This window comes from Bacillus sp. KH172YL63, from assembly GCF_011398925.1.
Classification (GTDB): Bacteria; Bacillota; Bacilli; order Bacillales; family Bacillaceae_B; genus Rossellomorea.
On sequence record NZ_AP022842.1, the window covers coordinates 1,370,992 to 1,396,203 of the forward strand.

Below are 25,212 nucleotides of genomic sequence, written 5' to 3' on the forward strand. Positions count from 1 at the left end.
AGGGAATGGAAGATGCAGGTTGTAAAGAGGGAGGAATGGGTATGAGCTTAGAGGTTCTGGGCATTACCGTGTTGTGGATATTTCTATATGGCTATCTGATCGTCGCTTCGATTGATTTCGGAGCGGGGTTCTTCGCCTTTTATGGAAGAATGAAAGGAAAGGAGCATACGCTGAATGTGTTGATCAGCCGATATCTGTCACCCGTTTGGGAAGTGACCAATGTGTTTTTTGTGTTTTTCTTTGTGGGTTTGGTAGGTTTCTTTCCTGATACTGCTTATTATTATGGGACCGCATTATTGCTGCCGGGGAGTATCGCGATCATCCTGCTTGCGATCAGGGGGAGTTTTTATGCTTTCGGTAATTACGGTTCCAAGGATAATATTGTCTATTTGTTTTTATACGGTGCGACAGGGTTATTGATCCCGGCGTCACTATCGACCGCATTGACAATCTCCGAGGGAGGATTCCTCGAGGAGCAAGGGGATAGAGTGGTCTTCCTTGCGAAGGAACTGTTTACCAGTCCTTATTCATGGAGCGTTGTGGCCTTGTCGATCGTCTCGGTGCTATTCATCAGTGCTACCTTCTTGACGTATTATGCCAATCGGGCCGGAGATTTGGATTCAAGGGAAATTCTAAGACGGTTTTCATTGTTCTGGAGTCCTCCGACGATTCTTGCGAGCTTAGTCGTTTTTGTCTCTTTAAGGGAACATAATCCTGAACATTTCACAAGTGCCCTTGACATTTGGTGGATGTTTGGTTTATCGCTTCTATGTTTTTTCGGGGCATCACTTCTCATCTATCGGAGGAAACGTTTCGGGATGGCGTTTATCCTGGTCATGCTGCAATTCTTCTTTGCATTCTTTGGCTATGGCGCTTCCCACCTTCCTTATATACTAAAACCGTTCATTACGATCGGGGGCAGCGTGACGAACCCGACGATGGGTGTAGCGCTCGTAATCGTGTTCATCGCAGGTCTCCTGCTGTTGATCCCATCCCTGTATCTATTGATGAGGCTGTTTTTATTTGATGCGGACTATGTGAAAGGGAGAAAGTGAGCGAGGAGCTATTTTCGCAGATTGAAAAGGAGAAATGTCATTTTCTCCTTTTTTTTGTGCTAAAATATATTGTATACATAGTACGGGGGGATAAATGGTGAAAAAAGAATTTGTAGTCATAGGGTTAGGAAGATTCGGGGGAAGCATCGTCCGTTCTCTGACAGATCAAGGGATGGAAGTGATGGCCATCGATCAGGATGAAGACAAGGTGAATGAGTTTTCATCCATCGCATCCCATGCGGTAGTGGCTGATTCAACGGATGAATCGGTGTTGAAAAGCCTCGGCATCCGTAATTTTGATCATGTGATTGTCGCAATCGGGGATGATATCCAGGCGAGTATTCTCACGACACTGATGTTGAAGGAAATCGGTGTGAAGAAGATTACGGTAAAAGCTCAGAACGATTATCATGAAAAGGTTCTCCGAAAAATCGGTGCGAACCAGGTTGTTCATCCGGAACGGGATATGGGGAGAAGGATTGCCCATAATATAGTCTCCAATAACGTATTGGATTATCTTGAGCTTTCTGATGAGCACTCGATTGTGGAGATCGTGGCTAACGATCATTTGAGTGGGAATTCACTGATCGATTTAGATATCCGTGCACAATTCGGGATCAACATCGTTGCCATTAAAAGGGACAAGGATATTATTGTTTCACCACAGGCAGATGAGCAGATCCGTGAAGGAGACATCCTGATCGTGATCGGAGCTGATACGGATATCAACCGTTTTGAGAAAAAGGTATTATAATACAGAAGAAGAGGCTGACCCAAATGGGTCAGCCTCTTTTTGTTATCAAACTTCCATGATGATTGGAAGAATCATCGGACGACGTTTTGTTTTCTCATATAAGAATGGCGCCAATGTATCGGTAATCTCATTTTTGATTTCCGACCATTGTGACGTTCTTCTTTCAAGAACTTTGTTCAAGTGCTTGGAAATGAGTGTTTGAGCTTCATTAATCAAGTCACCTGATTCACGCATGTATACGAATCCTCTTGAAATGAGGTCTGGACCGGAAGCGATTTTGAAGTCCTTCATGTCGATGCTCACAACGACAATCACCAAACCTTCTTCAGACAGGATGCGGCGGTCACGAAGGACGATATTTCCGATATCCCCGATTCCGCTTCCATCGATATACACATTTCCGGACGGGATCTTCCCTGCCACCTGGGCAGAATCATTGCTTAATGCAAGTACTTCCCCATTGTCCATGATGAAGCAGTTTCCTTCCTGCACGCCACAATCGACACCAAGCTGAGCATGCATCTTCTGCATACGGAATTCACCGTGGATCGGCATGAAGAATGTAGGATTCATCAGGCGAAGCATTAACTTCATTTCCTGCTGACCACCATGACCTGATGTATGGATATCACTTAAAGGCCCATGGATGACCTCAGCGCCTGCACGATATAATAAGTTGATCGTACGGTTTACGCTGATTGTGTTGCCAGGGATTGGTGAAGATGAGAATACAACCGTGTCACCAGGCTGGATTTGAATCTGACGGTGTGTACCGTTTGCGATCCGGGATAATGCAGCCATTGGCTCACCTTGTGAACCGGTACAAAGGATTGCCACTTCATTCGCTGGTAGGCGATTGATTTGATTGTGCTCGATGAAGGTGTCCTTCGGAGCATTGATATATCCCAGTTCCTGACCGATTGTAATAGCAGCTTCCATACTTCTTCCGAATACAGCGACCTTTCTGTTGTGGAACACAGCTGCTTCTACAACCTGCTGAAGACGGTGGATATTCGAAGCGAATGTAGCGAAAATGACACGTCCGTCTACTTTACGGAAGATATCATTGATGCTTTCACCAACTTTTCGTTCAGACATTGTGAAGTTTGGCACTTCTGCATTCGTGCTGTCAGATAGAAGGCAAAGAACGCCTTCCTTACCGATTTCAGCCATCTTGGTTAAGTTCGCAGGTTCACCAACAGGCGTGAAATCAAATTTAAAGTCACCTGTATGCACAACATTACCAGGTGGTGTCTTCACGACGATTCCATAAGAATCTGGAATACTGTGAGTTGTTCTGAAGAAGGTGACAGATGTTTTGCGGAATTTAACCACATCATCCTCCTGGATGACATTCAGTTTTGCATTGCGCAATAAACCGTGCTCTTCCAGTTTGTTCTTGATCAGACCAAGGGCAAGCTTGCCGCCGTAGATAGGGATATTCAACTCGCGAAGTAAATAAGGAATTCCTCCGATATGGTCTTCGTGTCCGTGTGTAACGAAAAGACCCTTGATTTTATCCGCATTTTTCACCAGGTAGGTGTAGTCTGGGATAACGTAATCAATACCGAGTAATTCATCTTCCGGGAATTTGATTCCTGCATCGATCAGGATAATCTCATCTTGGAATTGTACGCCGTATGTGTTTTTACCGATTTCACCTAAACCGCCAAGGGCAAATACCGCGGTTTGGTCATTCTTTACAAATTTCATCGTTTACTGCTCCAACCCGAAAGAATGGTGGTTTTGTTCATACTCTAAAAAAGCGCCCTCTAGCTTTTGTACGAATTCGATGTTATACGGTTTGTCTTTTAATTTAAGGCGTACGTCACGTTCAGAATCTGCTTCCATGTAAAGCGATTGAGTGCATTCGCGAACAGGCACTTCGGCTTTACTTTCTTGATAAAATACTTTAAAAATCATTTTTCTCTCTCCTTATCCGTTTTCAAAAAATCTAACTTTCTTCTATGATAAAAAAGTTATCAACTACATAACATAAGCGGCGCCCAAGACCCGCAAGGATCAAGCTCTGCAAAAAAAGAGGGATGTTCCATGTCGGCGGGTGCTTGACGCTGGAGCTCGGGATCAGGGAGTCTTACCCCCTGATCGCTTCTTGAGATCGGAACATTCACATGTTCATCTGTTGCCCATTTACGCCCTGTGTTAAAAAAACGATTGACCGATGAATCATTTTCTTAACACAGAGAGGGTTTTTACCCTGAATGATAGCCTTTCATTTAAATAGGATGGAATCACTTACTTTATGTATGATACCAAGTATAAAGGATTCTTTCACTTAAATAAAGTTTTTGAATAATCTTCACGAAATCATGACAAAGATAGAAGAGGGACCAAGGCCCTTGGAGACATAAAGCTTACAGGCGGCATCAGTCCCTTATTCATTGCATGAATGTATGTGAATAGCGGGCTGTGGTAATTGTTTAGGCGTGTGTCACCTCAGGATCGAAGGAATTACGCGATCGTTTTTCTTTTAAGCAATTCTTTCCACTGTTTTAAAAGCTTTTTTCTCAGCTTTTTTAACATGGTGGATCACTCCTTATCAATAGTTTACCGAGATTTTCCTATGAAGTAAAGGAACAAAAATGGGCACGTCTCTGTTGTCTTACTTATATTGTACGGAATTTTTCGAATCTCTTACATGGTTAAGTTTGGTAAATCCCGTTGTAGACGTCTCATCATTGACATTTTTTTCGTAAAGGATTACCTTAATCAACGTGTAAAAGAGAAATGAAATCGAACTGTATGAAAAGGAGAAGGTTTATGTCTAAAATAGTTTTCTTCGATATAGATGGCACGCTGCTTGACCATGATAAACAGCTGCCTGATTCAACCAAGGAAGCGATTCAAACGCTTCAATCAAACGGTACGTATGTGGCGATAGCAACCGGAAGGGCGCCATTTATGTATGAGAGTTTAAGAGAAGAGCTCGGAATCGAATCGTTTGTATCATTCAATGGTCAATACGTCGTTTTCGAGAACGAAGTCATCTATACCAATCCGCTGAAATTCGAGACGCTGGAGGAAATATTGGAAGATACCCATGCAAATGCGCATCCGGTCGTTCATTTGAATCATGAAACGATGAAATCGAATGAGAAACATCATCAATATATCGAGGAAAGTATGAACAGCCTGAAGTTTCCTCACCCAGGATACGCGCCTGATTTCTATAAAGGAAGGGATATTTACCAATCGTTGCTATTCTGCACGGAGGAAGAAGAGAACTTCTATCGTGAGAAATACAATGATTTTACATTCATCCGATGGCACCAGTACTCAATGGATATCCTTCCAAGAGGAGGATCGAAGGCAGAGGGGATCAAGAAGATGATCGCAAAGCTTGGGTTTGACATGGAGGATGTGTATGCATTCGGGGACGGGCTGAATGATATTGAGATGATTCAGTCAGTTGGTACCGGAGTCGCGATGGGCAATGCTGTCCAGGAAGTGCAGAATCATGCAGATATGATCACAAGGCATGTGGATGACGATGGCATTCACCACGGATTGAAAGAACTTGGATTAATATAAACGTAAAATCCGAACGGCTACTCCTGAATGGGGATAGCCGTTCGGATTTTTTTATGGGTTTAAATTGTAAGGAGCTATCTTTCGATGGCTGTGGCATCAGGGATCGGTTGGAATGGATTGTCCTTGTTAATATGATCATAGAACATGATGCCATTCAAGTGGTCGATCTCGTGCTGGAAAACGATCGCCGGCAAACCTTTTAATCGGAGTTTCACTTCATTTCCATCTATATCCCATCCGCGCACTGTCACCCTGGCGTAGCGTGGGACAAACCCTGGGACGCTTCTATCGACTGATAGACAGCCTTCACCTGAAGTTAAGTACGCTTTCTCGACCGAATGACTGATGATCTTCGGGTTGAATAATGCATAACTGTACAGCTTGCCAGTGCTGTCTGTCACATTGACTGCCAGCATCCGTTTGGAAATGTTGATCTGCGGGGCAGCGAGTCCGATTCCGGGTCTGAGACCGTATTTACTTGCTGTTTCAGGATTTTGACTGTTAATGACGTATTCCAATAAACGTTTCAGCGTTTCCTGATCTTCCGGTGTGGGCGGGATCGGGACCTCTGAAGCGACCATTGTCAATGTGGGATGGCCTTCTCGTATGATGTCTTTCATTGTGATCATTTCATTTCCTCCTCGAGTACAATAGAAACAAGAGTAAAGAGCACAGAGCCATAAAAAGACGGTCTGTTTTTCCTTCTCTACTTTTTACGTAATGATAAACTATTATGTATGATCATAGTTTATCATTATCAAGGGAAAAAGTTAATGAATGAGAATTGATATAAACAGGAATACTCATCAGCAAGCAGACATAATGATGAATATGGGAAGAATGGTTCAATCGACATATTTTTCCACAGTTGTAAATCCCTATTGTCAAAAGATGTAGACATAGATATAGTAGAAGATGGTAAATAGTTAAGGGGGATCTAGTTGTGTCGAAATTTCGTTTTGCTTTCATGTTAGGAGCGGCTATTTTTGTGCTGATGGGGTGCGTAGGTGGTTCGACACCCGAGGAGAATTTGTACAACGTTCTTGAAGAGACAGTATCAAAAGAGAATCAATTTGTGAAAGTGCAAAAGCCTCTTCAAGAGTTAGAAGAAAAGGAAAAAGAGATTTATACGAAAATCATGGATCTCGGAATGAAAGAGTTTGACCAGATAGAGAAGCTTTCCGACGAAGCGCTTGAGAACATCGAAGAGAGAAAAGAATATATCGATAAAGAGCGTGCATCCATGAAAGAGTCTAAGGAAGAGTTTGCCAAAGCAGACGAATTCGTCGATGAATTAGAAAAAGAAGAACTGAAAAAAGAAGCCAAACAGCTGAAAAAGACGATGGAAGAACGTTATCAGCTTCATGAAAAATTGACATCTTCTTATCTTGAGGCCCTGTCCCTGGATAAAGAACTTTATCATATGTTTAAAAAGAAAGATCTAACCATGGAAGAACTTGAAAAACAAATACAATCCATCAACGACCAGTATGAAAAAATCAAACAATACAATGATGGATATAATAAGAAAACAGAAGAATTCAATAAACAAAAACAGGCATTCTATTCAGAAGCTGAGCTTGATATGAAAACATCAGAATAAAAACCATAAAAAGAAGCATCGAGACCCGGTGTCCTTAATTGAAAAAGAACCCGTTCGTATCCCATACGAGCGGGTTCTTTTTGTGTCTTTCCTGAACAAATGTTTTAGTAGACAGAAAAAGAGGGAAGTGGTTTTGTGAACACCCTTCCCGGATCACAGATTGATCAACAAGACAATGGACGTCCTTACTCTATAACAGAGGAAGTAGGTTGTTTGTTTATATATAACAGGTTGATATGTGGTAGTGGTACAGTTTTTTCAACAGAGAAATGTAGCTTGCAAAATTTATGTAAAGAAACATGAATTTATAATACTTTGCCGTTGACTTCCTGAAATTTAATATTGTAAACTAATAAAGGTATTTATGAATTGTATTAGTTAATGTGAAAATATGACTAATACAGATAAGCTCGAATATAATTTCGGGTTTTCTTTCTTGGTATTTGTGGAAAACTACTATTAGTGTGTGTCTGCAAGTATTGTGGTAGGACATACTGAATTTGGGCAATCTAAACTTTGTATGTAAAAAAACCAAAATAAATGTATAAAGAAAGGATAGGTGACTTCGATGGCTTCTAAATCCAAGAAGGCACAATTCGATGCAGTAAAGACGCTCGAACAAATTGAAGACAAGTTTGAAATGTTTCAAATCTTGAACGAAGAGGGCGAAGTTGTAAACGAAGACGCTATGCCGGAGATCTCTGATGAGGATCTACAGGAATTAATGCGTCGTATGGTTTACACTCGTATTCTTGATCAACGCTCAATCTCACTTAACCGTCAAGGACGTTTAGGTTTCTATGCACCAACAGCTGGACAGGAGGCATCTCAGATTGCTTCTCATTTCGCATTGGAGAAAGAAGACTGGATCCTACCAGGTTACCGTGATGTTCCACAAATCATCTGGCACGGTCTTCCGCTTGCAAAAGCATTCTTATTCTCACGCGGACACTTCCAAGGAAACCAGGCTCCTGAAGGTGTGAATGTATTATCACCACAAATCATCATCGGTGCTCAATACATCCAAACTGCAGGTGTGGCACTTGGACTTAAGAAACGCGGTAAGAAAGCTGTTGCCATCACTTATACAGGGGACGGCGGATCTTCACAAGGTGATTTCTATGAAGGAATCAACTTTGCAGGTTCATACGCTGCTCCAGCGATTTTTGTTGTTCAAAACAACCAATTTGCGATTTCAACACCACGTGACAAGCAAACGGCTGGCCGCACAATTGCACAAAAAGCAGTTGCTGCAGGTATCCCGGGAATCCTTGTTGACGGTATGGATCCATTGGCAGTATATTCTGCAACATTGGAAGCACGTAAACGCGCAGTCAACGGTGAAGGTCCATCTCTGATCGAGACTCTTTGCTACCGATATGGTCCACATACAATGGCTGGGGATGACCCGACACGCTACCGTACTTCTGAAATGGATACTGAATGGGAAAAGAAAGATCCATTGGTACGTTTCCGTAAGTTCCTTGAAGCGAAAGGATTATGGAGTGAAGAAAAAGAAAACGAAGTAATCGAAGAAGCGAAAGAAGATATCAAAAAAGCGATCAAGGAAGCAGATTCAGCTCCGAAACAAAAGGTGACTGACTTCATCAACAATATGTTTGAAGAACTTCCTTACAACCTAAAAGAGCAATTAGAAATCTACACAGAAAAGGAGTCGAAATAAGCCATGGCGCAAATGACAATGATTCAAGCAATCACTGATGCACTGCGCACAGAACTACGCAACAACGAAGACGTATTAGTTTTTGGTGAAGACGTAGGTCTTAACGGTGGTGTATTCCGTGCAACGGAAGGACTTCAAAAAGAATTCGGTGAAGACCGTGTATTCGATACGCCACTAGCAGAATCAGGAATCGGTGGTTTAGCACTCGGTTTAGCATTAGAAGGGTACCGTCCAGTACCTGAAATCCAATTCTTCGGTTTCGTATATGAAGTAATGGATTCAATCTCTGGTCAAATGGCGCGTATGCGTTACCGTTCAGGCGGCACGTATACTTCACCTGTCACAATTCGTTCCCCATTCGGTGGTGGAGTACATACTCCTGAACTACATGCGGACAGCCTTGAAGGTTTGATGGCACAGCAACCTGGTCTTAAAGTTGTCATCCCATCAACTCCTTATGACGCAAAAGGACTATTAATTTCATCCATCCGTGATAATGACCCTGTCATTTTCCTGGAGCACATGAAATTATACCGTTCATTCCGTCAAGAGGTTCCTGAAGAGGAGTATACAATCGAAATCGGTAAAGCTGATGTAAAACGTGAAGGTACAGACCTTTCTATCATCACTTACGGTGCAATGGTACACGAATCATTAAAAGCTGCTGAAGAGCTTGAAAAAGAAGGTCACTCAGTAGAAGTAATTGATTTACGTACGGTTAGCCCGCTTGACATCGATACAATCATGGCTTCTGTTGAGAAAACGAACCGTGCGATCGTCGTTCAAGAGGCTCAAAAACAAGCTGGTATCGCTGCAACTGTCGTTGCTGAAATCAATGACCGTGCGATCCTTAGCCTTGAAGCACCAGTACTTCGTGTAGCGGCTCCAGACACTGTGTTCTCTTTCTCTCAAGCAGAGCCAATCTGGTTACCGAACCACAAAGACGTTATTGAAACGGCTAAAAAAGTACTTAATTTCTAATGGGGGAGGGGCGGTATGCCCCTTTCATTTATAAAAAGAGAAACAGAAGGGCATTTCACCCTTCTCTTTTCCAATTATAGATATAAGTAATATATAGATATACAAACATTCATCTATTTCTAATCATTATTCAATACAGGAGGTCGAGTCCATGTCATTCGAATTCAAATTACCAGATATTGGTGAAGGTATTCATGAAGGTGAAATCGTCAAGTGGTTTGTGAAAGCTGGCGACAAAGTGGAAGAAGACGATGTACTATGTGAAGTGCAAAATGATAAAGCTGTTGTTGAAATCCCATCTCCGGTAGCGGGAACGGTTGAAGAAATTCTTGTTGATGAAGGTACTGTTGCAGTTGTTGGCGATACCCTAATCAGATTCGACGCACCTGGTTACGAAGATCTTCAGTTCAAAGGCGGAGACGAAGAAAAGAAAGAAGAAAAAGCTGAAGCAAAAGCTGAAGAAAAAACTGAAGGACAAGTTCAAGCAACAGCTGAACAAGGTCAAGATGTGAAGAAAGAAGCGACTCCGGAAGCGAAAAGCGCAGAAACTGAAGTTGATTCTTCCAAACGTGTGATCGCGATGCCTTCTGTTCGTAAATACGCGAGAGAAAATGGCGTTGAAATCCGTCAGGTATCAGGTTCCGGTAAAAACGGACGCGTAGTAAAAGAAGACATCGATGCATTCTTGAGCGGAGATGCGAAGCCTGCTGCAGCGAAAGAAGAAGTAAAAACAGAAGAAAAAGCACCTGCTGCTGAGACGAAAGCGGCTGCACCGAAAGCGCCTGAAGGTGAATTCCCTGAAACGCGTGAGAAAATGAGCGGAATGCGCAAAGCGATTGCAAAAGCAATGGTTAACTCTAAGCAAACAGCTCCTCACGTGACATTGATGGATGAAATCGACGTAACGAAACTTTGGGCTCACCGTAAGAAGTTCAAAGAAGTTGCAGCTGAAAAAGGTGTTAAATTAACATTCTTACCTTACATCGTGAAAGCATTGACCAGTGCACTTCGTGAATATCCAGCTCTTAACACATCAATTGATGATGCAACGAGCGAAATCGTGCACAAGCATTACTACAACATTGGTATCGCTGCCGATACTGAAAAAGGTCTTCTTGTACCAGTTGTGAAAAATGCAGACCGTAAGTCTATGTTCTCTATCTCTAATGAGATCAATGAACTTGCAGGAAAAGCACGTGACGGTAAACTTTCTGGTGATGAAATGAAAGGTGCATCATGCACGATCACAAATATCGGATCTGCAGGCGGCCAATGGTTCACGCCAGTCATCAATCACCCAGAGGTTGCGATTCTTGGAGTTGGACGCATTGCTGAAAAACCTGTGGTTAAAAATGGTGAAATTGTAGCGGCACCTGTGTTAGCATTATCATTGAGCTTCGATCACCGTATGATTGACGGAGCTACTGCTCAACATGCACTTAACCATATCAAGCGTTTGTTGAACGATCCAGAATTATTATTAATGGAGGCGTAATACAATGGTAGTAGGAGATTTCCCAATCGAAACAGATACAATCGTAGTCGGCTCAGGTCCCGGAGGATATGTGGCTGCAATCCGTGCAGCACAACTAGGGCAAAAAGTTACAATCATTGAAAAAGAAAACATGGGTGGAGTATGCCTGAACGTTGGTTGTATCCCATCTAAAGCACTTATCACTGCTGGTCACCGTTTCCATCAGGCACAACATTCTGATGACATGGGGATCGTAGCTGAAAACGTGAAAGTGAACTTCGATAAAGTTCAAGAGTGGAAAGCTGGCGTTGTTAAGAAATTAACCGGTGGTGTAGAAGGACTTCTTAAAGGAAACAAAGCTGAAATCGTTCGTGGTGAAGCTTACCTTGTAGATGAGAATACACTTCGAGTGATGGATGAAAACTCTGCTCAAACTTACAAGTTCAAGAACTTAATTCTTGCAACTGGTTCACGTCCGATTGAAATCCCAAGCTTCAAGTTCTCAAAGCGGGTTCTTGATTCAACTGGTGCACTTGCATTAGAAGAGATCCCAGGCAAACTTGTGGTTATCGGTGGAGGCTACATCGGTACTGAGCTTGGTACTGCATATGCTAATCTTGGCTCTCAAGTCACGATCCTTGAAGGCGCCGACGATATCCTTAGCGGATTCGAAAAGCAAATGACAGCAGTCGTGAAAAAAGAACTTAAGAAAAAAAGCGTAGACGTTGTGACAAAAGCAATGGCTAAAGGCGTTGACGAAAGCGACAGCGGTGTTGTTGTAAAGTATGAAGTAAACGGTGAAGAGAAATCTGTTGAAGCTGATTACGTTCTAGTTACAGTAGGCCGCCGTCCTAACACGGATGAAATCGGTCTTGAAGAAGTCGGTGTTGAGATGACGGATCGCGGTGTCGTGAAAATCGATAAGCAGTGCCGCACGAATATCCCTAACATCTATGCGATCGGGGATATCGTAGATGGACCGCCACTTGCTCATAAAGCATCTTACGAAGGGAAAATCGCTGCTGAGGCCATCGCTGGTGAGCCTGCAGAAATCGATTACCTTGGTATTCCGGCAGTCTGCTTCACGGATCCTGAATTAGCGACAGTAGGTTATACTGAAGCTCAGGCTAAGGAAGAAGGACTTGAAATCGTCGCTGCCAAATTCCCGTTTGCAGCAAACGGACGTGCTTTAGCTCTTAATTCCAGTGATGGATTCATGAAGCTGATTACACGTAAAGAAGATGGCTTGATTATTGGCGCGCAAATCGTTGGATCTGGAGCATCTGATATGATTGCTGAATTAGGACTTGCTATCGAATCTGGTATGACAGCAGAAGATGTAGCAATGACAATCCATGCTCACCCTACATTAGGTGAGATTTCCATGGAAGCAGCAGAAGTTGCAATGGGAAGCCCAATTCATATCATTAAATAATTTACAAAAAAAAGAATGGCCCCAGGGTCATTCTTTTTTTGTTGATTAATTTTATATACCAGTAGTCTAGAAGCGGGATGACAGTAGAAGGAATGTCTGCTTTCGACATGGATTTCAGCCTTTTCAATCGTGGGAAAAAATCTAAGAATAACGTTTCATGCCAGGCTTTTACCATCCCTGCAGGTCTCTTTGAATCACACGCGCTGCTCCGAACATGATTTTCATGCAGCACATTCTGCAAGGGGTATTCCAGTCAGTTCCCCGACAGGATTGTATCCTGATATCTTCTATGAATACAAAAAAATCCGAACGCATTCGATCATCAACGTAGATTGTCGAATACATTCGGATTTTTCAATATCTGCCCAGACTATTTCATCCGTTTATCGTGCACACCATTTTATTCGTCCCAGCTTTTAATCGCGGTTGAGACGGGATGGATTATATTTTCTTTAGACAAATTTCCTTCTACTTTACATATGACCTGGTTGTTTTCTACGACAACAATTGCCGGAGAAGCAGGAGGAGATTCGGTTATTTGATTCGTTTCTTCTGTGTTTAAACTAACCACCTTCAGCTTTTTAAAGTGATCAGGGTACTGTTTCTTAAGTTCAATGATCGCATCGTAATAGGGTATTTCGTTGGAAACATTTTGATCGTCTGTAAAGTAGATCACCTGCTTATCGATGAATTGATCCTTAGCCAGAACAACTTTGCTGGAAGAAATATAATCACATGAAGTCAAAAGCAACATCGTGGAAGTAAGTAATATAAAAGTGAATATTTGCTTCATACATCATCCTCTTTTCTTAAACGATGCTATGAACGGGATATTTGTAAATGAATGCCTTTTAAATTGCTCTTAAGTCACATTCTATCACAGGGAAAAATGTAAAAGGGCCAAGTCATTAAAATGTTACAAAACTGAAAAGACATTCATAATGAAAGTAATGGGAAAAGAATATACTATGATAATACAATGATTAATCCGTGAAGAGATGGGTAAATATACTATCTACCATTCATTCTGAAATCCATCTTTAAATAAATCGTTTAAAGGATGAACTGAGCATGAAATTTTATATTGCTTTTTTGGTTCAAATGATTTTGTGGAGTGTTTTTTATATAGCTGAATGGATTTCGGATAAAGATCATCTTGAGTATAAATGGATGATGTTCGTCCTCTTCTTTTACTTGGCCTTCATTGCAGCAAAAAGAATTGTTCAATCAAGGAAGCTGACGCTGTTTGTCACGTCTTTCAGTTTAACCTGCTTCCTGGCCTTTAAGATTGTATTTGAAAATATGATGGAAATATTTTAGTTCTTTCCCAGTTTTCGCTTAGAATATGTTAAAATATTCAAAGTGAAAACGGAAAGGTGAGAGACATGAAGAGAATTCTGGCGCCGAGTTTAGCCCTCCTGTTATTGACGGCATGTACAAGTGACGCAACCAATGTCAATGAAGAAAAAAAGAAATCCAGTCACGCTGATGTGCTGAAGAGTGATGAAAAACAAGCAGAAAATAGTAAACCTGCTGAGGATGAAGAAACGGATGAGAAGAAGGAACCTGAAGAACAAACAATGATAGAGAAAACCTATAGCATAAATGAGAAAACATGGAGTATTGAACCGATAGGGGATGCCAATCCGAAAGTCGTGCTGTTGACGATTGATGATGCTCCAGATGAACATGCATTGCAGATGGCCCAAGATCTTAAGGCATTGGATGCACCCGCCGTATTCTTTGTGAACGGGCATTTTCTGGACACTGATGAGGAAAAACAAATATTAAAGCAAATACATGATATGGGGTTTACGATCGGGAATCACACATATAGTCATAGTAGTTTAAAAGATCTTTCGGAACAGGAACAAAAAGAAGAAATTTTATCCCTGAATGATCTTGTTGAATCGATTATAGGAGAACGGCCGACTTTTTTCAGGGCACCATACGGACAGAACACCGATTATAGCCGTCAGGTGGCAGTGGATGAAAAGATGTCGCTTATGAATTGGACCTATGGGTATGACTGGGAAAAGCAATATCAAAATAAAGAAGCGATCGGGGATATTATGGTGAACAGCCCATTCCTGACAAATGGGGCGAATCTTCTTATGCATGACCGTTCATGGACTACTGAAGCACTCACTGATATTGTGAAAGGACTTAGAAACAAAGGATACGAAATGTTGGACCCGATTAAAATCCAAACCATTGAATGAAGAGTGGGAGAAGAGAAAAAGCTGTACGAATGAGAGAATGTTCATTCGTGCAGCTTTTTTTGTCATCTTAATGAACATATGTGCATATGAGTCATCCTTTAATAGTATGATTGATTGAAAGAAATAAAACTTAAATATGTTATACAATTTGGGCTTGATATTTTAAATGTGTTATATTATTATAAGGACATAAGAAATAAAGCGTTTACAAAAACATCGTGAAGGAGAGGAAAAAAGATGGGAACAATTGTATGTCAATCATGCTTAGGTACGATCGATCATTATGAAGATGAGAAGGTTTCTGTTTTATTTTCTAACTGCTGTGATTGCGGCGACGATAAAGAATTAGATGATTGATGCTTCGTTCAGGGAGCAGGGGAAATAGATAAAAAGGGGTATATGATATATAAAAAAGGATGAAGAAGGTTGATGCCTTCTTCATCCTTTATTTTTTTACCTGATGGCCCGGTGCTCTTTAATGACCCTTAAATGGCGGAGGTCATAATCTTCTGGACCTTGTACAGGAAGACCTGCCTCGATGTTGGTCTTGATATAATGAATATTTTCCTGGGTGATGATCTCACCGGGGATGAAAATCGGGATACCCGGAGGATATACCATGATGAATTCTGCAATCGTCCTGCCGACAGAATCATCGATCGGGATGACTTCAGTGTGTGCGTAAAAGGCATCTCTTGGTGTAATCGAGAGAACCGGGATGTCGGGCAGCATCACTTTGACAGGCGTGATGTCTCCTTGTTTCTTCAGGCTGGTCGCCAGCTCTTTTAAAGCAGCGATCAATTGATTCCCTTCGATTTCAGTGTCTCCTGGCGTGATGATGCAAAGGATGTTATATAAATCGGACATTTCAACTTCGATATTGTGGGCTTCCCTTAGCCACTTCTCTGCGTCGAAACCGCTGATCCCAAGGTCCTTCACCGATACGATGAGCTTGGTTGGATCGTAGGCATAGGTTGCTTTCGTTCCGAGTATCTCTTCTCCAACACAGTATAAGCCGTCGATGTTGTTAATGTCTTTCCTGATTTGCTGTGAAAGCTCGATTGTCCTGGAGATGAGCGCACGTCCTTCAGTAGCCAGGCGCTTCCTTGCAACATCAAGTGAAGCGAGCAGCAAATAAGAAGTGGAAGTGGTCGTCAGCATACTCAAAATGGTCTGTACACGTTTGGGTGAAACAAGGCCTTCTTTCATGTTAAGGACTGAACTTTGAGTCATTGATCCCCCAAGCTTGTGAACGCTTGTCGCTGCTAAATCAGCGCCTGCCTGCATGGCGGACAGTGGCAGTTCATCATGGAAGTGGATATGCACCCCGTGGGCTTCATCCACAAGAACGGGTACATCATAGGAGTGAGAGATTTCAACAATCTTCTTAAGGTCTGCTGAAATACCGAAATATGTCGGATTAATGACGAGTACCCCTTTTGCATCGGGATTTTGTTCCAATGCCTTTGCAACCGCATCGGTGGTGATACCATGAGAAATCCCAAGGTCTTCATCAATGTCAGGATGGATGAAGATCGGAGTGGCTCCTGAAAATACAATCGCCGACATAACGGACTTATGCACATTTCGAGGCACGATGATCTTATCTCCTGGTCCGCAAACACTCATGACCATTGTCATGATCGCACCACTAGTACCCTGAACAGAGAAAAATGTATGATCTGCGCCGAATGCTTCAGCGGCAAGATCCTGTGCTTTTTTAATCATGCCCTTCGGCTGATGCAAATCATCCAAGGGGCCAATGTTGATCAAATCAATCGAGAGGGCATCTTCACCGATGAAATCCCTGAATTCAGGATCCATCCCTGCACCTTTCTTATGACCTGGAATATGAAATTGGACGGGATTCTTTTTACTATGTTCAATTAAGCCGGTAAATAACGGCGTTTCATTCTGTGACAATTCATTCAACACCTCTTCGAATTCATTATAAATCATACAAACAACGTGCTAAAGATTTCATTATATAGGATTCCACCCATAAATTCATAACTTTTCATTCATTATTTTTTACAAACATATGAATTATAGCACTAAACAAAAACGGTGCATAGTGTCATGAGCCCAGATGGTGTATGTTTTCAGCCCAATTATGATTGTGGAAGGTTGTTTTCGTTAACATTGTGGCTTTTAGACAGTGTTGATTTCGCTCCAGATGCTCGCTTTCCAGGGTTGGAGGTGAGCCTCCTCGGCTTCGCCTGCGGGTCTCACCTTTCCAGCGTTTCCCGCAGGAGTCGAGCATCTTCCGCTCCAATCAACCATCGAAGATAAAAACCATAAATCCTTGGATAAACTGCTTATTCACCTTTTGAATAGTGGTGATCATCGTCATTCAAATACAATGCCCTTGATTCATTGCTATGGCATCTACAGTCTCAAATTACCGAAGATGCTCACATTAACGTCAAATAATAGCACCAATCTATGCGAAAAGATCCTAGTGTAAAGAGCAGATGAATCTACACAGTATCTATATAGAAAATATACCGCAAAAGCACATACTTCCACACAATCCCCCAAACAATAAAAGGATTTCACCGTCCCCATCAAGAATAAGACAATGAATGGAGGGATTCAATTGAATTGGAATACGCGTGTAACAGAGTTATTGAACATACAATATCCGATCATACAGGGAGGGCTTGCCCACTTGGCATATGCAGAACTGGCTGCAGCTGTATCGAATGCTGGGGGCCTTGGACAGATCACTGCGATGTCACTGGACAACCCGGGGCAATTGCGTGATGAAATTAAAAAGGTGAGATCTATGACCGATCAGCCATTCGGCGTCAATTTCGCAATCGGACAGCATGGTCGTCCGTTCAGTGACTTTCTCGAAGTCGCCATTGATGAACATGTACCGGTGGTATCCGTTACGGGAGGAAATCCGACACCTTTTTTTAACCAGCTTGAAGGAAAAGATATCGCTAAACTTGTACTCGTCGCCTCGAAAAGGCAAGCCGTAAAAGCAGAAGAGCTCGGTGCCGATGCCGTTATGGTAGTGGGACAGGAAGGTGGAGGGCATCTCGGTAAGGATGATATCGGTACATTTGTCTTGATCCCGCAAGTGGTGGACGCCGTTAACATCCCAGTTATCGCATCCGGCGGTGTCGGGGATGGACGGGGGTTGATGGCTGCGCTCAGCTTCGGAGCTGAAGGGGTTGAGATGGGCACGAGGTTTATCGCAACCAAGGAATGCGTCCATGCCTCCGACGTATATAAGCGTGCCTTGATTGAAGGGGAAGAGAGTGGTACAGTAGTCATCAAACGATCTTTAGGCGCACCTGCAAGGGCCCTGGCAAATTCCTGGACCAAACAGATCCTTGAAGCGGAAACTTTGAACGCTGGCTATGAAGGATTAAAAGAATACATAAGCGGTGAAGCAAATAAGCGGTATATATACGATGGAGAAATAGATGGAGGCTTTGCGTGGGCAGGGCAGGTGATGGGATTGATCCATGACGTCCCATCCGTTAAAGATCTCGTTCAGCGGATGATCTCCCAGGGAGAAGGCATCCGCCGGCAATGGAACTGAAAACCTCATCATACAGCTAGGAGTTGTTGTACAAATGGAATATCAATACCCTTTTGATATAGACTGGTCAACCGAGGAAGTCATTGATGTCATCGCGTTTTTTGAAGCAGTCGAAAGAGCTTATGAAAAAAGCATTTCAAGGGATGACCTTATGAACCGCTACAAGCGCTTTAAAGAGATTGTACCAGGTAAAGCCCAAGAAAAGACGATATGCAATGAATTTGAAGAGTCAAGCGGCTACTCCGCTTATCGGGTCGTGAAAAAGATGAAGGACGTTCCTGAATCAGAACATATCACGATGAAGTAATCTTCCACCATTCTTTTCCCTGGATACTGATTGATCTGAAGGGGAAAAGCTCCACACCAAAAAAATCCGAACGGCCATTCGACTTTCTGTGATGAAAATCGAATGGGTTCGGATTTTTTTTGGGCCTTTCTTCTCCATTGCCCCGGCAGTTTCGTGGTTTAGTTCATTTTATAAAAGGGTAAAAGTGTTTCAAAGGCATTATTAATTTTTTCGATCAGTTCTTCACCGGAAAGATTGGTCACCTCATCACGATCAAGGTGAAGCCCGCAAAGAAGTTCAGCTTTCTTTACGTGCTGGACACGTTCACTTAATGCAATGAAGTTTTCATGTGACATAGTAGAAAAAGGTGTGGCCTCAGGTTTTGTATGATCCCCCGACCATACAAAGTGGCCAGGAATCATCGATCTGATTTCATCGGCTCTTTCTTCTACCATTTTTCCGAAAGCGGCTTTGCCAGGCGCTTCATAGATCATTGCGAACCATACAAAAAGATGGGTTTCCCACAGTCCAATCTGGAAATGCGGATGCTTTTTATATCCACGTTTATTGTTGGCGAATGCAACCCATGTATCATCGGGAGGATTGACTGAACGGCGTGCATGCTTAGCCACATGGTAAAACATTTCATCGCCTGTCATCGCGCTTAAAGACGGTGTAAAAAGACCGCCGAGATATTCCAGTTTCGGTCTAATCTGTTCCTGGATGGCAGTCATACGATTTTCAAGGCCATCGATGTTAAATACATTAAAATCTTCGGTTGTGAATCCGTTAAATGTCATGATATACCCTCCTTATTTCCACATTATCTTATCACAATGATGGACAAGCTTGAAGTCAATCGACTTATCCATGGGTGTCTGCACATTTTAGTTACAAGATAGAGGGAAACTTCATAATATGTAATAAATATTATCAGAACAATCAGACGATACGAAAATTCGGAAGGGGTGTATGGCCATGAAACAAGTAATGAATACTTCAAAAAAACGTGATGTCCAACAGCAAAGAATGAATGTTTTAAGACTGGAAATGGATTATGAACTAGCTGTCCTGTTCGAAGCGATTCAAACTGAGAATACAGAGACCCAAGCTAAATCCAAACAAAAATTAATGAGCATTCGGGAAGAGCTTATGAAGATGAAGGCCTTATAAAGCTCAATCCTGACGAATATGAAGGCTGCCGATTGAATAATCTACTTTTGAACGCGAGCTCATAGTGGTAAAGAGTTCGCTTTTTTATGGGTAAAAAAAGTGCTCCTGGTACGAATGAATCCAGCTTATGATTACTCCCCCACGCCCCCCTTTCATTCTCCCATTTCCTTAAAGGTCAATCACTTGAAAGAGCCTGGACAATCCTATAAGCTAATAAACTAAGAGTATCAATTCTTGGAGAAGTGGGAGTCAATGTGCTCCCGAACGTCCATATTATTAATGACAATACTGATTTTCGTTACACATACTGGAGGCTAAAGATTTATGACAAATTGGACTGAGTTAGATCAAAATGTGAGAGCGTGGATTGGAGAAGCCGGTGAGCGGATTCGTCAGTCATTCAAAAACGAATTGAGTATAAAAACGAAATCGAACCGGAATGATCTTGTCACGGATATGGATGAGGCGACTGAGCGCTTCTTTACTGAAAACATCCGTACCACCTACCCGGATCATCAAATATTGGGTGAAGAAGGTTATGGGGATGAATTGAAAGAGTTATCGGGTGTTACCTGGATCATCGACCCTATTGACGGGACAATGAACTTTGTTCATCAACAACGAAACTTTGCCATTTCAATCGGTATCTATGATCAGGATGAAGGTAAATTAGGATACATATATGATGTGGTGCACGACGAGCTGTACTTTGCGCATAAGGGTCACGGTGTCTACATGAATGACGTGAAACTTCCAAAGCTTGAACCTGTACCTGTCGAGGATGCAATCGTTGCTCTGAATGCGCTTTGGGTTACGGATAATAAACGCATTAATCCAGCAATCCTTTCCCCGCTCGTAAAAGATGTGAGGGGAACCCGTTCTTATGGATCCGCTGCGATAGAACTCGCATATGTTGCATCAGGCAGACTCGATGCCTATTTAACGATGAGACTTGCACCGTGGGACTTTGCAGCAGGGAAAATCATGATCGAGGAACTTGGCGGAGTCGTCTCCGACTTGGAAGGAAACCCGTTGGACCCACTGAACAAGAGCTCACTCTTCGTCGGGAAACCCGGTTTACACCAAACTATTCTGACGGATTACCTTCAGAAAACACAATAAAAGATTGCAAACAAAAAAAGATCCGAACATAATCGATGTTCCTTAACGAATATCGATTGGTTGTCCGGATCTTTTTTGTCATCACCAACTTAAGGCTCTTAGTGATTAAAGCTTTCCTTCTTGTCTGTATCTCTTCTTTGTTTTGAAACCAAAGCCCATCACAATCAGTAAACAAACGGTACTCGCACCAGCCAACAGTAAACTCTGTAAGCTGATGGAAACGGCGATCCCCATTAATGACACTGCGGCCATAATTGAAAAAAATACAAAAATCCACTTGATGTTTTCCATTTCGCTACCCCCAGAAAATAAAGGAATGATGTTTGTATAATGATTTCTTCTATTCTATATGAATTTTACCTATCATTTTTACGATGTGCAATGGGGAAAGTAAAAGAGAAGGAAAGGATGATTGGAAATATCTAGAACAGTCAGGTCTATATGAAATAATTATTAGGGCTTTTGTCGATGCTGTGATATAATGGTCTAGTTGAACTGAAAAATATTATCTTTTACTATAAAGAAATCCAATATTCAGGAGTGGAAATATGAAATTAAGAAATGACCTTAGAAATATCGCGATCATCGCTCACGTTGACCACGGTAAAACAACTTTGGTAGATGAACTTTTAAAACAATCAGGAATCTTCCGTGAAAATGAAACAGTTTCAGAACGTGCGATGGATTCAAATGATCTGGAAAGAGAACGCGGTATTACAATTTTGGCGAAAAATACAGCGATTCAATATAAAGATTCACGTATCAACATCCTTGATACACCAGGGCATGCCGACTTTGGTGGAGAAGTTGAGCGTATCATGAAAATGGTAGACGGAGTGCTGCTAGTGGTGGATGCGTACGAAGGATGTATGCCACAAACCCGTTTCGTATTGAAAAAGGCTTTGGAACAAAACCTTACTCCGATCGTCGTTGTAAACAAAATCGACAAACCTTCAGCCCGTCCGGAAGAAGTTATCGATGAAGTCCTTGAACTATTCATTGAGCTGGACGCAAATGATGAGCAGCTTGAATTCCCGGTAGTATATGCTTCTGCGATCAACGGTACTGCAAGTACAGATCCGGATCCGGCTAAACAAGACGAGAACATGCAGTGTCTTTATGATTCAATCATCGAGCACATCCCTGCACCAGTAGACAATTCAGAAGACCCGCTACAATTCCAGGTAGCTCTTCTTGATTACAATGATTATGTTGGACGTATCGGAATCGGCCGTGTATTCAGAGGGACGATGAAAGTAGGTCAACAGGTTGTCCTGATGAAGCTTGATGGCTCGATTAAACAATTCCGTGTAACAAAGATCTTCGGTTTCTTCGGATTAAAGCGTGAAGAGATTCAAGAAGCGAAAGCAGGAGACTTGATCGCGGTATCAGGAATGGAAGACATTAACGTAGGTGAAACAGTTTGTCCGGTTGAACATCAGGATCAGCTTCCGGTTCTTCGCATTGACGAACCAACTCTGCAAATGACATTCTTGGTAAATAACAGTCCATTTGCCGGCAGAGAAGGTAAATTCGTTACTGCGAGAAAAATCGAAGAGCGCCTTATGGCTCAACTTCAAACAGATGTAAGCTTACGCGTTGAACCAACGGATTCTCCTGATGCATGGACAGTTTCAGGACGCGGAGAGCTTCACCTTTCCATCCTGATTGAAAACATGCGCCGTGAAGGATATGAGCTGCAAGTGTCCAAGCCTCAGGTAATCATCAAAGATGTAGATGGTGTACAAAGTGAGCCTGTAGAGCGTGTCCAAATCGATATCCCTGAAGAATATATGGGTGGCGTAATCGAATCCCTTGGTCAACGTAAAGGTGAAATGCTGGATATGGTGAACAACGGTAACGGCCAAGTTCGTCTAATCTTCATGGTACCGGCACGTGGCTTGATCGGATATTCAACTGAATTCATGACGCTTACACGTGGTTATGGAATCATCAACCATACATTTGACAGCTATCAGCCGCTTCAAAAAGGCCGCGTTGGCGGACGTCGCCAAGGTGTTCTTGTTTCAATGGAAACAGGAAAAGCGTCTCAATATGGAATCATGCAAGTTGAAGACCGGGGAATCATCTTCGTGGAAGCTGGTACAGAAATCTACGGCGGTATGATTGTCGGGGAGCACACGAGAGAAAATGATATCACGGTAAATATCACGAAGCTGAAGCAGGCGACAAACGTCCGTTCTGCCAATAAAGATCAGACAGTCACAATCAAGAAGGCAAGAATCATGACGCTTGAGGAATCCCTTGAGTATCTGAACGATGATGAGTATTGTGAAGTGACGCCTGAATCGATCCGTCTTCGTAAGAAAATCCTTGATAAGAATGAACGTGAAAGAGCCGAAAAGAAAAATAAGGTTTCTCAATAAACTAAGTGAAGGGGGAGTAGGAAATGGATGTAACAGAGCGTTTGTCCTTTTTCGCATCCCTTTACCGTGTTGACGAAAACGCGGAAATGGGTATGTGGCTGCTTTATATAACCATAGTCGGTCTCTCGATCTTAGTGTACAAGCTTGGCTTTGCCAAGAAGCTGCCGGTGTTGAAATCCATTATGATTTACACCTTTCTTATTCTCGGCTGTACGGTCCTGACGTTTCTCGGCATCTTCCTGCCGGTCGCTGAAGGGCTGGTCGTGGCGGCAATGATCCTCGTGATCTACAAAGTCCGTCTTCATAATGAAAAGAAAAAAGGCACGTTTTCGTAACAAAAAGCTGTCGTTCCCTTTGAGGGAGCGACAGCTTTTTATGTATCGAATGTCTTTTTCTGAAGAGTTGAATAGATGGGTTGCAGTGTCAGGGCATAGAGGATATGTCCGAATGACCATAACACAATTGCCTTTCCGTCCATCAGCGACGGAACTTCCTTTATTGCAAGATAAGAAAGTGGGAAATATAGAAATACAGTCGGCAAGGTCAGGAGGAATGCAAGGATGACTGCCCCTTTCGCCGAAAGTTGAAATCTTTTCACCAGGGAAACGAATATGATCCCGATTCCGCAGGATACCAGTAAGTGCAATAAGAATTCGAACCATTCAGGGAGGGGGTTTGATCCCAATATAGGGATGAAATCCACATTCAGCAGGAGAACATACACCTTGATGCCCGTTAAAGACTGCATCCCTTTCAGAAATAAGCCTAATGCGGTGCCGGAAAGAAGGCCTGTCAGCATTCCCGTCCAAATGGTTTTAGAATTCATCTTTTACCTGTGGGGAACGGTAAAACCGAAAGTTCCCTGTCGAAACCCGTTCCGCCGTCTTTTCTTTGATCCGGTCGTGGCATGGCTCACACATGTACGTATGGATCGGTCGATTTCGCAATTTCTTTGCCTGTAAGGAATAGTCATCAATATTTTCAATAATTTCACACAGTGCACATTTTACTCTCATTTTGACACCTCTATTTCTTTCATCATATGTCTGGTCTTTTTAGTATATCATGTAGTATAGCCGAACGCTTTATTTTACTTTCATGTATGCTTTTAGAGATGGAATTTGGTATAGTATAGACAAGAAGGAACAGTATTGAATTGAGGAGCGCTTAGAGAGAATATACTGCTTCGTAAGGGGGGATAGTATGGCAAACAGAGTAGAACCCGGTTTGATTCCTGTGTTATTCGATGAACTGCAGTCAGAGCGGTTTGTAACGGTTGCTACAGTGGATTTTGAAACAAACGGGCCTAATGTCAGTGCCATATCCTGGGTATTTGCAGCTGATGAAATGACACTGTTGTTAGCCGTGGATCAACGCTCGAGAATTCTCCAAAATATAAAGGGCAACCCGCTGGTCGTGGTGAATTTGATTGCCAACGAATCAACATACTCCATCAGTGGTGAAGCCGAAGTCACAGAGGAGAAATTGGCAGGGGTCCCGTTAAAACTGTCCCTTGTTAAGATTGCGATTAATGAGGTAAGAGATGTCATGTTTTACGGATCAAAGATATCTTCTGAACCTTCATATGAAAAGACATACGATAAAAAGGCAGCGGACCGTTTGGATCGCCAAGTAATTGAAGCCATGAAAAATGCTTAGGATACTAAGCTTTTTCATGGCTTTTTCTCTTAAAAAAAGAAGACTCTTTTCGAATTGATTGTTGTTATTGACAGAGGTTAATGTGAGCACCTTCTGTAATTTGAGACTGCTGAATAAAAAATTGCCATACCAATGAATCAAGGACAATGTACTTTAATGACGTGTAACCATACTATTCAGAAGATGAATAAGCAGTTAGTCCAGTGAATGTTTGGTTTTTATCTTCGATGGTTGATTGGAGAGGAAGATGCTCGACTCCTGCGGGAACT

The 25,212-nt window shown here is 42.3% G+C and carries 27 protein-coding genes; 18 read left to right on the forward strand and 9 right to left on the reverse strand.

From position 1 onward, the window contains the following. Positions 1-41: 41 nt before the first annotated feature. Positions 42-1,055 (forward strand): cytochrome d ubiquinol oxidase subunit II, encoded by a 1,014-nt coding sequence (locus tag KH172YL63_RS06835; RefSeq protein ID WP_173105400.1) that lies wholly within the window; start codon positions 42-44, stop codon positions 1,053-1,055. Positions 1,056-1,152: 97 nt separating this feature from the next. Beyond that, a complete protein-coding gene (locus KH172YL63_RS06840; RefSeq protein ID WP_173105401.1) occupies positions 1,153-1,809 on the forward strand; it encodes a potassium channel family protein in 657 nt (218 codons plus the stop codon). A gap of 45 nt (positions 1,810-1,854) precedes the next feature. On the opposite strand, the gene rnjA is transcribed toward KH172YL63_RS06840, so the two are convergent. Beyond that, the gene (rnjA, locus tag KH172YL63_RS06845) at positions 1,855-3,522 is read right to left on the reverse strand and encodes a ribonuclease J1 (RefSeq protein ID WP_173105402.1); all 1,668 of its coding nucleotides are present in this window, start codon (positions 3,520-3,522) and stop codon (positions 1,855-1,857) included. 3 nt (positions 3,523-3,525) lie between these two features. Continuing rightward, positions 3,526-3,732, reverse strand: coding sequence for a DNA-dependent RNA polymerase subunit epsilon (locus tag KH172YL63_RS06850; RefSeq protein WP_173105403.1), 207 nt, complete (start codon positions 3,730-3,732; stop codon positions 3,526-3,528). A gap of 858 nt (positions 3,733-4,590) precedes the next feature. On the opposite strand from KH172YL63_RS06850, the gene KH172YL63_RS06855 reads away from it, so the two are divergent. Then, positions 4,591-5,361 (forward strand): Cof-type HAD-IIB family hydrolase, encoded by a 771-nt coding sequence (locus tag KH172YL63_RS06855; protein ID WP_173105404.1) that lies wholly within the window; start codon positions 4,591-4,593, stop codon positions 5,359-5,361. Between the two features lie 74 nt (positions 5,362-5,435). On the opposite strand, the gene def is transcribed toward KH172YL63_RS06855, so the two are convergent. Continuing rightward, a complete protein-coding gene (def, locus tag KH172YL63_RS06860; protein WP_173105405.1) occupies positions 5,436-5,990 on the reverse strand; it encodes a peptide deformylase in 555 nt (184 codons plus the stop codon). A gap of 314 nt (positions 5,991-6,304) precedes the next feature. Here def and KH172YL63_RS06865 point away from each other — a divergent pair, with 314 nt between their 5' ends. From KH172YL63_RS06865 to lpdA, 5 genes are all read left to right on the forward strand, one after another. After that, the gene (locus tag KH172YL63_RS06865) at positions 6,305-6,964 is read left to right on the forward strand and encodes a YkyA family protein (RefSeq protein WP_173105406.1); all 660 of its coding nucleotides are present in this window, start codon (positions 6,305-6,307) and stop codon (positions 6,962-6,964) included. Positions 6,965-7,532: 568 nt separating this feature from the next. Continuing rightward, positions 7,533-8,648 carry a pyruvate dehydrogenase (acetyl-transferring) E1 component subunit alpha gene (pdhA, locus tag KH172YL63_RS06870; protein WP_173105407.1) on the forward strand — a complete coding sequence of 372 codons (1,116 nt, stop codon included), beginning with the start codon at positions 7,533-7,535 and terminating at the stop codon, positions 8,646-8,648. 3 nt (positions 8,649-8,651) lie between these two features. Continuing rightward, positions 8,652-9,629 carry an alpha-ketoacid dehydrogenase subunit beta gene (locus KH172YL63_RS06875; protein ID WP_173105408.1) on the forward strand — a complete coding sequence of 326 codons (978 nt, stop codon included), beginning with the start codon at positions 8,652-8,654 and terminating at the stop codon, positions 9,627-9,629. A gap of 151 nt (positions 9,630-9,780) precedes the next feature. Next, positions 9,781-11,124, forward strand: coding sequence for a dihydrolipoamide acetyltransferase family protein (locus KH172YL63_RS06880; protein ID WP_173105409.1), 1,344 nt, complete (start codon positions 9,781-9,783; stop codon positions 11,122-11,124). A 4-nt stretch (positions 11,125-11,128) separates the two neighbouring features. Further along, positions 11,129-12,538, forward strand: coding sequence for a dihydrolipoyl dehydrogenase (lpdA, locus tag KH172YL63_RS06885; RefSeq protein WP_173105410.1), 1,410 nt, complete (start codon positions 11,129-11,131; stop codon positions 12,536-12,538). A gap of 400 nt (positions 12,539-12,938) precedes the next feature. Here lpdA and KH172YL63_RS06890 read toward each other — a convergent pair whose 3' ends face one another. Then, the gene (locus KH172YL63_RS06890; RefSeq protein WP_173105411.1) at positions 12,939-13,331 is read right to left on the reverse strand and encodes a hypothetical protein; all 393 of its coding nucleotides are present in this window, start codon (positions 13,329-13,331) and stop codon (positions 12,939-12,941) included. 278 nt (positions 13,332-13,609) lie between these two features. On the opposite strand from KH172YL63_RS06890, the gene KH172YL63_RS06895 reads away from it, so the two are divergent. The 3 genes from KH172YL63_RS06895 (at position 13,610) to KH172YL63_RS06905 (ending at position 15,117) form a co-directional block, all read left to right on the forward strand. After that, on the forward strand, positions 13,610-13,858 hold the full coding sequence (locus KH172YL63_RS06895) for a hypothetical protein (RefSeq protein ID WP_173105412.1): 249 nt from the start codon (positions 13,610-13,612) through the stop codon (positions 13,856-13,858). Positions 13,859-13,923: 65 nt separating this feature from the next. Further along, positions 13,924-14,760, forward strand: coding sequence for a polysaccharide deacetylase family protein (locus KH172YL63_RS06900; RefSeq protein ID WP_173105413.1), 837 nt, complete (start codon positions 13,924-13,926; stop codon positions 14,758-14,760). A 237-nt stretch (positions 14,761-14,997) separates the two neighbouring features. Then, positions 14,998-15,117 carry a GapA-binding peptide SR1P gene (locus KH172YL63_RS06905; RefSeq protein ID WP_173105414.1) on the forward strand — a complete coding sequence of 40 codons (120 nt, stop codon included), beginning with the start codon at positions 14,998-15,000 and terminating at the stop codon, positions 15,115-15,117. Between the two features lie 96 nt (positions 15,118-15,213). Here the strand turns inward: KH172YL63_RS06905 and KH172YL63_RS06910 are convergent, their stop codons facing one another. Further along, the gene (locus KH172YL63_RS06910; protein WP_173108080.1) at positions 15,214-16,683 is read right to left on the reverse strand and encodes an aminotransferase class I/II-fold pyridoxal phosphate-dependent enzyme; all 1,470 of its coding nucleotides are present in this window, start codon (positions 16,681-16,683) and stop codon (positions 15,214-15,216) included. Between the two features lie 676 nt (positions 16,684-17,359). On the opposite strand from KH172YL63_RS06910, the gene KH172YL63_RS06915 reads away from it, so the two are divergent. Next, positions 17,360-18,316, forward strand: coding sequence for an NAD(P)H-dependent flavin oxidoreductase (locus KH172YL63_RS06915; protein ID WP_173105415.1), 957 nt, complete (start codon positions 17,360-17,362; stop codon positions 18,314-18,316). A gap of 34 nt (positions 18,317-18,350) precedes the next feature. Further along, positions 18,351-18,623 carry a UPF0223 family protein gene (locus KH172YL63_RS06920; RefSeq protein ID WP_173105416.1) on the forward strand — a complete coding sequence of 91 codons (273 nt, stop codon included), beginning with the start codon at positions 18,351-18,353 and terminating at the stop codon, positions 18,621-18,623. A gap of 158 nt (positions 18,624-18,781) precedes the next feature. Here KH172YL63_RS06920 and KH172YL63_RS06925 read toward each other — a convergent pair whose 3' ends face one another. Further along, positions 18,782-19,402, reverse strand: a complete 621-nt coding sequence (locus KH172YL63_RS06925) for a YktB family protein (protein WP_173105417.1) — start codon at positions 19,400-19,402, stop codon at positions 18,782-18,784. Between the two features lie 178 nt (positions 19,403-19,580). Here KH172YL63_RS06925 and KH172YL63_RS06930 point away from each other — a divergent pair, with 178 nt between their 5' ends. Beyond that, a complete protein-coding gene (locus KH172YL63_RS06930) occupies positions 19,581-19,775 on the forward strand; it encodes a hypothetical protein (RefSeq protein WP_173105418.1) in 195 nt (64 codons plus the stop codon). A 324-nt stretch (positions 19,776-20,099) separates the two neighbouring features. After that, entirely contained in the window at positions 20,100-20,897 is a 798-nt protein-coding gene (locus KH172YL63_RS06935; protein WP_173105419.1) for an inositol monophosphatase family protein, read from the forward strand. A gap of 105 nt (positions 20,898-21,002) precedes the next feature. Here the strand turns inward: KH172YL63_RS06935 and KH172YL63_RS06940 are convergent, their stop codons facing one another. Next, positions 21,003-21,188 (reverse strand): YlaF family protein, encoded by a 186-nt coding sequence (locus KH172YL63_RS06940; RefSeq protein ID WP_173105420.1) that lies wholly within the window; start codon positions 21,186-21,188, stop codon positions 21,003-21,005. A 257-nt stretch (positions 21,189-21,445) separates the two neighbouring features. Between KH172YL63_RS06940 and typA the strand changes: the two genes are divergently transcribed. Both typA and KH172YL63_RS06950 read left to right on the forward strand, forming a co-directional pair. Beyond that, positions 21,446-23,284, forward strand: a complete 1,839-nt coding sequence (typA, locus tag KH172YL63_RS06945) for a translational GTPase TypA (protein WP_173105421.1) — start codon at positions 21,446-21,448, stop codon at positions 23,282-23,284. 23 nt (positions 23,285-23,307) lie between these two features. Then, entirely contained in the window at positions 23,308-23,619 is a 312-nt protein-coding gene (locus KH172YL63_RS06950; protein WP_173105422.1) for a YlaH-like family protein, read from the forward strand. A 38-nt stretch (positions 23,620-23,657) separates the two neighbouring features. Here KH172YL63_RS06950 and KH172YL63_RS06955 read toward each other — a convergent pair whose 3' ends face one another. Together KH172YL63_RS06955 and KH172YL63_RS06960 are read right to left on the reverse strand one after the other, a co-directional pair. Continuing rightward, positions 23,658-24,110: a hypothetical protein gene (locus KH172YL63_RS06955; RefSeq protein WP_173105423.1), complete on the reverse strand. Its 453-nt coding sequence runs from the start codon at positions 24,108-24,110 to the stop codon at positions 23,658-23,660. Further along, positions 24,100-24,300, reverse strand: coding sequence for a YlaI family protein (locus tag KH172YL63_RS06960; protein ID WP_173105424.1), 201 nt, complete (start codon positions 24,298-24,300; stop codon positions 24,100-24,102). The genes KH172YL63_RS06955 and KH172YL63_RS06960 overlap by 11 nt, the downstream gene beginning before the upstream one ends. Positions 24,301-24,487: 187 nt before the next feature. Here KH172YL63_RS06960 and KH172YL63_RS06965 point away from each other — a divergent pair, with 187 nt between their 5' ends. Beyond that, the gene (locus KH172YL63_RS06965; protein ID WP_173105425.1) at positions 24,488-24,943 is read left to right on the forward strand and encodes a pyridoxamine 5'-phosphate oxidase family protein; all 456 of its coding nucleotides are present in this window, start codon (positions 24,488-24,490) and stop codon (positions 24,941-24,943) included. Positions 24,944-25,212 lie beyond the last annotated feature (269 nt).